The organism is Actinosynnema sp. NPDC059335 (assembly GCF_042752395.1).
Classification (GTDB): domain Bacteria; phylum Actinomycetota; class Actinomycetes; order Mycobacteriales; family Pseudonocardiaceae; genus Actinosynnema.
Genome location: NZ_JBHYXZ010000226.1, coordinates 2,466 through 10,709, shown reverse-complemented (window position 1 = coordinate 10,709; position 8,244 = coordinate 2,466). Strand labels below are relative to the sequence as shown.

General features: G+C 74.4%; 8 protein-coding genes. 3 read left to right on the top strand and 5 right to left on the bottom strand.

The features are described from left to right. Window positions 1-872, bottom strand: an 872-nt coding sequence (locus tag ACFXGA_RS37720) for an ABC transporter substrate-binding protein (protein ID WP_378097156.1), incomplete at its 3' end; no start/stop codon positions are given. Window positions 873-966: 94 nt separating this feature from the next. Here ACFXGA_RS37720 and ACFXGA_RS37715 point away from each other — a divergent pair. Continuing rightward, a complete protein-coding gene (locus ACFXGA_RS37715; protein WP_378097153.1) occupies window positions 967-1,794 on the top strand; it encodes a M55 family metallopeptidase in 828 nt (275 codons plus the stop codon). Further along, window positions 1,787-3,073 (top strand): M20/M25/M40 family metallo-hydrolase, encoded by a 1,287-nt coding sequence (locus ACFXGA_RS37710; protein ID WP_378097150.1) that lies wholly within the window; start codon window positions 1,787-1,789, stop codon window positions 3,071-3,073. The genes ACFXGA_RS37715 and ACFXGA_RS37710 overlap by 8 nt, the downstream gene beginning before the upstream one ends. A 7-nt stretch (window positions 3,074-3,080) precedes the next feature. Here the strand turns inward: ACFXGA_RS37710 and ACFXGA_RS37705 are convergent, their stop codons facing one another. The 3 genes from ACFXGA_RS37705 to ACFXGA_RS37695 form a co-directional block, all read right to left on the bottom strand. Next, entirely contained in the window at window positions 3,081-3,509 is a 429-nt protein-coding gene (locus ACFXGA_RS37705; protein ID WP_378097147.1) for a MarR family winged helix-turn-helix transcriptional regulator, read from the bottom strand. A gap of 65 nt (window positions 3,510-3,574) precedes the next feature. Beyond that, window positions 3,575-4,204: an AAA family ATPase gene (locus ACFXGA_RS37700; RefSeq protein WP_378097145.1), complete on the bottom strand. Its 630-nt coding sequence runs from the start codon at window positions 4,202-4,204 to the stop codon at window positions 3,575-3,577. 9 nt (window positions 4,205-4,213) lie between these two features. Beyond that, complete coding sequence (locus tag ACFXGA_RS37695; RefSeq protein WP_378097142.1) at window positions 4,214-5,056, bottom strand: PucR family transcriptional regulator; 843 nt, start codon at window positions 5,054-5,056, stop codon at window positions 4,214-4,216. Between the two features lie 75 nt (window positions 5,057-5,131). On the opposite strand from ACFXGA_RS37695, the gene ACFXGA_RS37690 reads away from it, so the two are divergent. Beyond that, entirely contained in the window at window positions 5,132-6,448 is a 1,317-nt protein-coding gene (locus ACFXGA_RS37690) for a DegT/DnrJ/EryC1/StrS family aminotransferase (RefSeq protein WP_378097139.1), read from the top strand. Between the two features lie 342 nt (window positions 6,449-6,790). Here the strand turns inward: ACFXGA_RS37690 and ACFXGA_RS37685 are convergent, their stop codons facing one another. After that, window positions 6,791-8,008 (bottom strand): hypothetical protein, encoded by a 1,218-nt coding sequence (locus ACFXGA_RS37685; protein ID WP_378097136.1) that lies wholly within the window; start codon window positions 8,006-8,008, stop codon window positions 6,791-6,793. Between the last annotated feature and the right edge of the window lie 236 nt (window positions 8,009-8,244).

Below are 8,244 nucleotides of genomic sequence, written 5' to 3'. Positions count from 1 at the left end.
TCGCCGATGGGGGTGCCGTCGCGGGTCGCGGCCCCGGAGTTGATCACCAGTTCGTTGAAGCGGCGGCCCTGCGCCTTGTTGCGGGTGATGCCGGGCTTGTCGGCCAGGGAGTCGAACTGGGCCGGGCCCATCCGGTTGACCAGGTGCACCTCGCCCTTGTCCAGGGCCTGCACCGCGCCGTCGACGGACTTGTAGTAGGTGAAGGTCAGCTCGTCGTACTTCGGCGCGCCGCGCCAGTAGTCCTTGTTCGCCTTGAACCGGATGAACTCGTTGGCCCGGTACTCGGTGAGGATGAACGGCCCGCTGCCCACGACGGGGGTCTGGTCGTTGCGGTAGGAGCCGATGTCGGTCACCTGCGACCACACGTGCTCGGGCACGATCGGCACGTCCAGGGCGGTCATGGTGGCCTGGGGCTGCTTCGTCCTGATCACGAGGGTGCGGTCGTCGGTGGCGGTGACGGACTCGAACTCGGCGGTGAAGCTGCCGTTGGCCGTCGCGGCGGCCTCGTCGCGCATCATCAGGTTGTAGGTGAACGCCGCGTCCCGCGCGGTGATCGGCCGCCCGTCGGACCACTTCTTGCCCTCGGGCACGTGGAAGGTCCAGGTGAGCCGGTCGGGGGAGGACTCCCACCGGTCGGCCAGCCCTTCGACCGGGCGCTGGTCGGTGACGTCGTAGGCGGTCAGGTAGTCGTACATGAGCCGGCCCACCTCGGTGCCGGCCTGGAAGACCGACAGGAACGGGTTGAGCGAGTCGACCTGCTGCACGATCGCCACCCGCAGCGTCACGGGCTGTTGCGCCGCCGCCGTGACGGGCAGGGGCACCACCGCCAACGCCAACGCCGCCGTGACCGCACCGAACCGTCGGACACCCACGGTGACCGCCTCCCTCCCACCGGTGGAAGTCAAGAAGTAACCATTACGGTGAGGCGTGCGTCAAGAACCGACGACGGCTCGGTACGGTGAACCCATGCGGATCTTGATCTCGGCGGACATGGAAGGGGCGACGGGCGTCACCTGGACCGCGGACGTCGTCCCCCAGACCGAGCAGTGGCAGCGGTTCCGCCGCCTGTTCACCGGCGACGTCAACGCCTGCGTCGCCGGCGTCCACGAGGGCGGCGCGACCGACGTGCTCGTCAACGAGGCGCACTCCTCCCAGCGCAACCTGCTGCTGGAGGACCTCGACCCCCGCGCCCGGCTGCTCACCGGCCGGCACAAGCCCCTGTCGATGATGCAGGGCATCGACTCCGGCGTGGACGGCGTGGTGTTCCTCGGCTACCACGCGGGCGCCGGCCAGGAGGGCGTGCTCGCCCACACCTACCTGGAGAACTCCGTCACCGGCGTGTGGCTCGACGGCGTGCCCGCGAGCGAGGGCAGGCTCAACGCCGCCCTGGCCGCCGAGCACGGCGTGCCCGTCCTGCTGGTCACCGGCGACGACCGGGCGTGCGACGACGCCCGCGACTACGCCCCCGACGCCGAACTGGTCGCCGTCAAGGAGTGCGTCAGCCGCTACGCCGCCGTCTGTTCACCCCCTCAGGTGACTGCCGGATTGATCACCGCCGCCGCGCGGACCGCCGTGAGCCGCGCCGGACGCGGGCCCGCGGCGGTCGCGCCGCACCGCGTCGAGGTCGAGTTCGACGCCACCCACCTGGCCGCCGCCGCGGCGGTCGTGCCCACGGTCGAGCGCGTCGACGCGCGCCGCGTCGGGTTCGACGCTGCGTCGATGACGCTGGCGATGCAGGCTTTCAAGGTGGTCACCGCCATTGCGGCGGGAGCGGTGGAGGGGATCTATGGCTGAGGACGTCGTCGACCTGTGCGCGGCCCTGCTGCGCTTCGACACCACCAACCACGGCCGCGGCGAGGCCGCAGGCGAACGCGAGGCGGCCGAGTTCGTCGCCGCCCACCTCGACGCCGCCGGCGTGCGCCCCACCCTGCTGGAGTCCGCGCCGCGCCGCGCCAACGTGCTCGCCCGCGTGCCCGGCGCCGAACCCGACCTGCCCGCGCTGCTCGTGCACGCCCACCTGGACGTGGTGCCCGCCGACCCCGCCGAATGGGCCGTGCCGCCCTTCGCCGGCGTCGAACGCGACGGCTACCTGTGGGGCCGCGGCGCGGTCGACATGAAGGACATGATCGCCATGGTCCTCACCGTGCTCGGCGACTGGGCCCGCCAGGGACGACGACCGCGCCGCGACCTCGTGCTCGCGTTCGTCGCCGACGAGGAGGACCGCGGCCACCTCGGCGCGCACTGGCTCGTCGACCGGCACGCCGACTTCTTCGCCGGCGTCACCACCGCCATCGGCGAGTCCGGCGGCTACTCCTACCCCGTCGACGGCCGCCGCGTCTACCCGGTCGGCACCGCCGAGCGCGGCACCTCCCACCTGCGGCTCACCTCCACCGGCCGGGCCGGCCACGGCTCCCGCCGCAACGACGACAACGCCGTGGTCAAGCTGCTCGCCGCGCTCGCCCGCGTCGGCGCGATCGAGCACCCCGTGCGGCTGACCCCGGCCGTGCGGGCGTTCATCGAACGGGTCGGCGCGGCACTGGACGTCCCGGTCGACCTGGCCGACGTCGACGCCACCATCGCCCGGTTCGGACCCGCCGCGAAACTCGTGGAGAACACCGTCCGCAACAGCACCACCCCCACGGTGCTGCGCGCCGGCTACAAGGTCAACGTCATCCCCGGCAGCGCCACCGCCGAACTGGACGTGCGCACCCTGCCCGGCACCACCGACGAGCTGCTGGCCGCCGTCGACCGGGCACTGGGACCGGACGTGCGCCGCGAGTTCCTCGCCGACGAGCCGCCCGTGCAGGCGCCGATCGACACGCCGTGGTTCGACGCCATGGCCGCCGCCCTGCGCGCCGAGGACCCCGACGCCGTGGTCGTGCCCTACTGCATGGGCGGCGGCACCGACGCCAAGGCGTTCCACCGGCTCGGCATCGACTGCTACGGCTTCGCGCCGCTGTCCCTGCCACCCGGCTACGACTACCGCGCCATGCCGCACGGCGTGGACGAACGCGTGCCCGTCGACGGCCTGCGCTTCGGCGTGCGCGTCCTGGACCGCTTCCTGTCGTCCTGACCGCCCGCTACAGGCGCGGATCGGTGATCTCCCGCAGCCGGGCCAGCGCGTCCAGCAACGCCACCATCCGCGTCCGGCCCAGGTGCGCGGTCCACTCCCGCTCCACCTCCGCGATCGCCGCCACCCCCACCGGGATCGCCCGACGGCCCCGCTCGGCCACCCGGATCAGCCGCGCCCGCGCGTCGGTCGGGTCCGGGCACCGCTCCACGTACCCGGCCCGCTCCAACTGGTCCACCAGGAAACCGGCGGTCTGCTTGGTGATCCGCGCCGCCTCCGCCAGCTCCGTCAACCGCGACCCGTCGCGGCCGATCCGCTGGAACACCCGCGCCTGCGCGGGCGTCACGTCGTCGAACCCCGCGGCCGCCAGGGCGGCGAACACCCGGTTCTCCAGCTCGCGGTGCGGCAGGTACAGCAACAGGCCGAGATCGTCAGGCACGTCACTCCTTGACGTCGGTCAGGAAGTCGATCACCCTATCGCGTGTCAGCCGTCCGAACGCGCCGCTAGTCGAAGCGGATGTGCTTCACCGAAGTCCACGTGCGCCGCACCCGACCCCGCAACCGCCCGCCCGCGGCCGGCGCCAACACCAGCCCGGCCGCCGCGGCGACCCGCTCCGCCACCTGCGGCACGGTGAGGTCGTCGGTCCACAGGTGCTCGGCGAACTCCGGCTCCCGCAACCGCTCCAGGCACCGGTCCAACGCCCGCATCGCCGCGCTCCGCCCCCGCGCCGCCCCGCCGCCCAGCAGGGCACGCGCCGCGTGCACGACCTCGCGTTCCCGCAGCCGCCGCACCACCGTCGCGCGCCGGGCGAGCAGCGCGAAGTGCCGCACGTCGTGCCCCCGGTCGCGCAACCCGCCGACGACCTCCCGGAAGTAGGCGGGCTCCACCAGCGTCATCGGCACCACGATCACCCCGTCGTGCCCGCGCGCCGCCCGGTCCAGCACCTCCACCACACCCTGCCGCCACGCCGCCAGGTCCTGGAAGTCGCCGCGCAACGCGGGCGGCGTCATCCGCCGCAGCCCGAACCCCACGTGCTCCGGGTCGGCGACGAAGCTGCCCGGCAACCTGCGCCGCAGCTCGTGCGCCGTCTGGGTCTTGCCGCCGCCGAACGGCCCGTTGATCCACAGCAACACGCCGCCACCCTACGGGCGCCGCGCCAGCCGCACGAGCTTCAACGCCAGGTGCAGCTCCAGCCGCGCCCCGCCGTCGGACAGGTCCCGGCCGGTCAGCTCCGCGATCCGCCCCAGCCGGTAGTACAGGCTCGTGCGGTGCAGGTGCAGCCGCCGCGCCGCCGCCCGCACCTCGCACCCCGCGTCCAGGTACACCTCCAGCGTCCGCAGCAGCACCTCCGACAACCCGGCCAGCACCTCCTCCGGCGGCGCGCCCAGCAGCAGCCGGTACGCGCCCAGCTCCGACCACCGCACCCGGTCCGGCAGCGCCGGGTCCAACCGCGCCAGCTCCGCCGCCGCCAACGCCTGCTGGTAGGCCGCCGCGGCCCGGTCCGGCGGGTGCGGGTCGCTCACCCCCACGTGCCCCGACAGCTCCGGCAGCGCGTCACCGGCGGGCACCGTGCGCACCACCCGCGGCTCCAACCCCACCACCACCCGCACCGGCGTCCGCTCACCCGCCGGCACCTGCGCCGCCAACGCCGCCAACCGACCGCCCAGGTCCAGCTCCGGCACCTCGCCCAACACCCACAGGTAGCCGACCAGCGCCCCGTGGTGCCGCAACGGGAACCCCACCCGCTGCTGGAACCCCAACGCCGGGTTCTCCGGCACCCGCACCGGCCCCGTCGCGGTCGCCACCCCGTGCTGCTCCTGCCACGCCGCGACGTCCGCCGGCACCCGCCGGGTCAGGATCGCCCGCACCCGCGCCGGGTCCACGTCGTCGGTCTGGGCGCTGTGCGCGACCACCCGGCCCGCCACGTCGTCCACCGAGACCCCGCGCCCCAGCAGCCGGGACAGCTCGTCCAGCAACTCCTGCATTCCGACAACTGTAGGAACAACCTCCGTCGCCGGACGGTCGCCCCACCCGACGGCGAAGCCCTAGCGTTCTGCACCGTGACGAACAGCAGGATCGCCCCCTGGGCCTCCCCGCAGGCGCAACGCAGGCTCGCCGAGGTCGAGGCCGCCGTCTCCGCCGACCTGACCGCCGCCGGCGTCGCCGGCACCGTCCGCAAGGCCCTCGAAGCGCACACCACCCAGGTCGACGACGACGGGATCGTCCTCTACGCCGGCACCAACGTGCTCAGCCCCGCCGCCGCGGCCGCGATGAGCGCCACCGTGTCCGGCCGGCCGAGCATGGGCTGGCCGGGCGAGAAGTACCAGGTCGGCCTCGACCACCTCGACACCCTCGAAGTCCTCGCGCCCCTGCTCGTCGCCGACCTCATGGAAGGCCGCTACGCCGAGGTCCGGCTGCAGAGCGCGACCCTGGCCAACCTCGCCGTCTACACCGCGTTCGCCCGCGCCGGCGACAAGATCGCGGTGCTGCCCGAGTTCGCCGGCGGCCACGCCAGCCACCACGCCCAGGGCGTGCCCGCCATCCGCGGCCTCACCGTCGTCGACCTGCCCTACCTGCCCGACGAACTCGACCTCGACTACGACAAGCTGCCCGGCTTCCTGCGGGTGCACCGGCCCCGGATCGTGGTCATCGGCGCGAGCCTGATGCTGTTCCCGCACGACGTCGCCGCCGTGCGCGCCGCCGCCGACGAGGTCGGCGCGATCCTGGTCTACGACGCCTCCCACATCGCCGGCCTCGTCGCGGGCCGCGAGTTCCAGCGCCCCCTGCACGAGGGCGCGCACCTGATGACGTTCTCCACCTACAAGTCCTTCGGCGGCCCGTCCGGCGGCTGCGTCGTCACCCGCGACCCGGACCTCGCCGAACGCGTCTCCACCGTCGCCTACCCCGGCATGCTCGCCAACTACGACGCCGGACGCCTCGGCGCGCTCGCCGTCACCGCCGCCGAACTCGCCGAGCACGGCCCCGACTACGCCCGCGCCTGCGTCGCCAACGCCCAGGCGCTCGGCGCGGCACTGGCCGACAACGGCTTCGACGTCGCCCGCCACGACGGCGTCCACACCCGCTCCCACCACCTCGCCGTCGACGCCCTCACCCTGGGCGGCGGCGACGCGGCCGCCGCGCTGCTCGGCGAGGCCGGCATCTACCTCAGCGGCATCGGCCTGGCCTGGCAGCGCATCGACGAAGGGCTGCGCGGGCTGCGCATCGGCACCCAGGAGATCACCCGCCGCGGCTTCACCCCCGCCCACCAGCCCGCGATCGCCGCGCTCATGCGCCGCGCCCTGATCGACCGCGAAGCACCCGAGCGGGTCCGGGCCGACGCCGTGGCGCTGCGCCGCGAGGTCAACGGGGTCGGCTGACCACGGACGTGCCGGGCCGACGACGACACGGCCCGGCACGTCCGGACCCCCGACGTCCGGGCCTGCCGGGCCGCGCCCACCCGCCCGCGCCGGCGGGCAGCCTCACCTGCCACCTGGGCCGCCCACGATGGACACCCGGTCCCACCCGCGGAAGCGGAACGCCCCCACACCACTCGAAAGAGGAACCGCCACAGCCGGGACAGCACCTCGGTGCCGGATGGTCGTGGACGGCGGATGGCGTGGTGGTGCTGCCCGCGTTGCCGTGCCGGTTCGCGGGCGGTGGCGGTGAGGCCGTCCCCGCCCCAAGGCGACCCTGCGGGCACACCGGGCGCGATCGGCTGATCAGCGGGGTTCGCGGTCGGCGCGCAGCGCGTCCAGTTCGGCCTGCAGCCGGTCGAGCTGGCGTTCCGCGCGTTCGGCGCGGGCCAGGGTTTGGGCGCGGGCTTCCTCCAGGGCGTCGAGCCGTTCCCGGGCGGAGCGTTCGACCTGGTCGAGGCGGTCGTGGTGGGCCTGGCGCAGGTCGGCCAGCTCGGCGCGGGCCCGGTCGAGTTCGGCGCGGGCGTCGTGGGCGGCCTGGTCGGCGCGTTCGGCCGCGATCCGGGCGCGGTGCGCGGCCTCGGCTTCGGCGCGGGCGTCGGCACGGGCCTGGTCGACGTTCGCCGCCGCTTCCTCCCGCACCCGGTCGATCCGGGTCTGCGCTTCGGCGCGGGCGGCGTCGACCTGCGCCTGCGCCTCGGCGCGGACGGCCTCGATCCGGGTTTCGGCTTCGGCGCGGGCGGCGTCGGCCTGGGCTTGGGCGTCGTGCCGGGCCTGGTCGACGCGGGCCTGGGCGTCGGCGCGGATCTGGTCGACCTCCCGCACCGCCTGCCGCCGTGCCTGCTCGGCGTGGGCGACGGCGTCGGCCTGGGCCTGCTCGACCTGCGCCTGGGCGTCGCGGCGGATCTCGTCCACGGCGGTGGCGGCTTCCACGCGGACGGCGGCGATCTCCCGTTCGGCCCGTTCGACGGCGGCGTCGGCCTCGGCGCGGGCGGCGTCGCGCTGGGCGTAGGCGGTTTCGGCGTCCTGCTCGGCCCTTTCGGCGGCGCGGACGGCGTCCTCGGTGGTGGCCTCGGCGGCCTGGCGTGCCTGTTCGGCGTCGCGGCGGCGTCGTTCGGCCAGGGCGACCGCGGCCTCCGCCTCGGCGACCCGCCGCGCGGCCTCGGCCTCCACCGCCTGCACCTGGCTCTCGGCGACGCTCGGGTCGGCGATCGCGGACAGCTCCGCCACGGCTCCGGTGAGCGTGGTCGACATCTGCTCGGCGAGCACCCGGAACCGCTCCAGCAGTTCCTCGGCCCTGATCTTGCCCGCGGTGGTCCCCTGCGGGCCTTTCGTCACGGTGACGACCTCCTGCTGGGCCTCCGCCGCCTGCGCCAACCGCTGCCGCTCGCGCCACGCCCGCCACCGGGTGTGTTCCGGCAGGTCGCAGTACTCCGACGGCCTTCCCGGCCCGCCGCCCCGGATCACCGGACGCGTGCAGCCGGGGTAGTTGCAGGTCAGTGCGGAGGTCTCCGTCGTCGTCACGGCAATATCGTAGCAGAGTTTCGTCCGTACAAACGTTATTGGGCACAACGCAACGTTATGAGGGTGCGAGAGGGTGACTTCCGATAAGTGAACCTTATCGGAAGTCAGAACGACGGCGGTCGGACGGCTTCACACCGCTGGTGTTCGGGAGGCGATCGATCCGGGAGCGCAGACGACGGCGGGGGGTGCACCCCCGGGGAGGGGGGGGGGACCCCCCCCGGCTCACCCCGGGGCGC

What these genes read in the sequence shown, in the direction of transcription:
- ACFXGA_RS37715 (WP_378097153.1), top strand. Translation starts at nt 967, where the DNA reads ATGCGGATCTTGATCTCGGCGGACATGGAAGGGGCGACGGGCGTCACC.
- ACFXGA_RS37710 (WP_378097150.1), top strand. Translation starts at nt 1,787, where the DNA reads ATGGCTGAGGACGTCGTCGACCTGTGCGCGGCCCTGCTGCGCTTCGAC.
- ACFXGA_RS37695 (WP_378097142.1), bottom strand. Translation starts at nt 5,056, where the DNA reads ATGCAGGAGTTGCTGGACGAGCTGTCCCGGCTGCTGGGGCGCGGGGTC.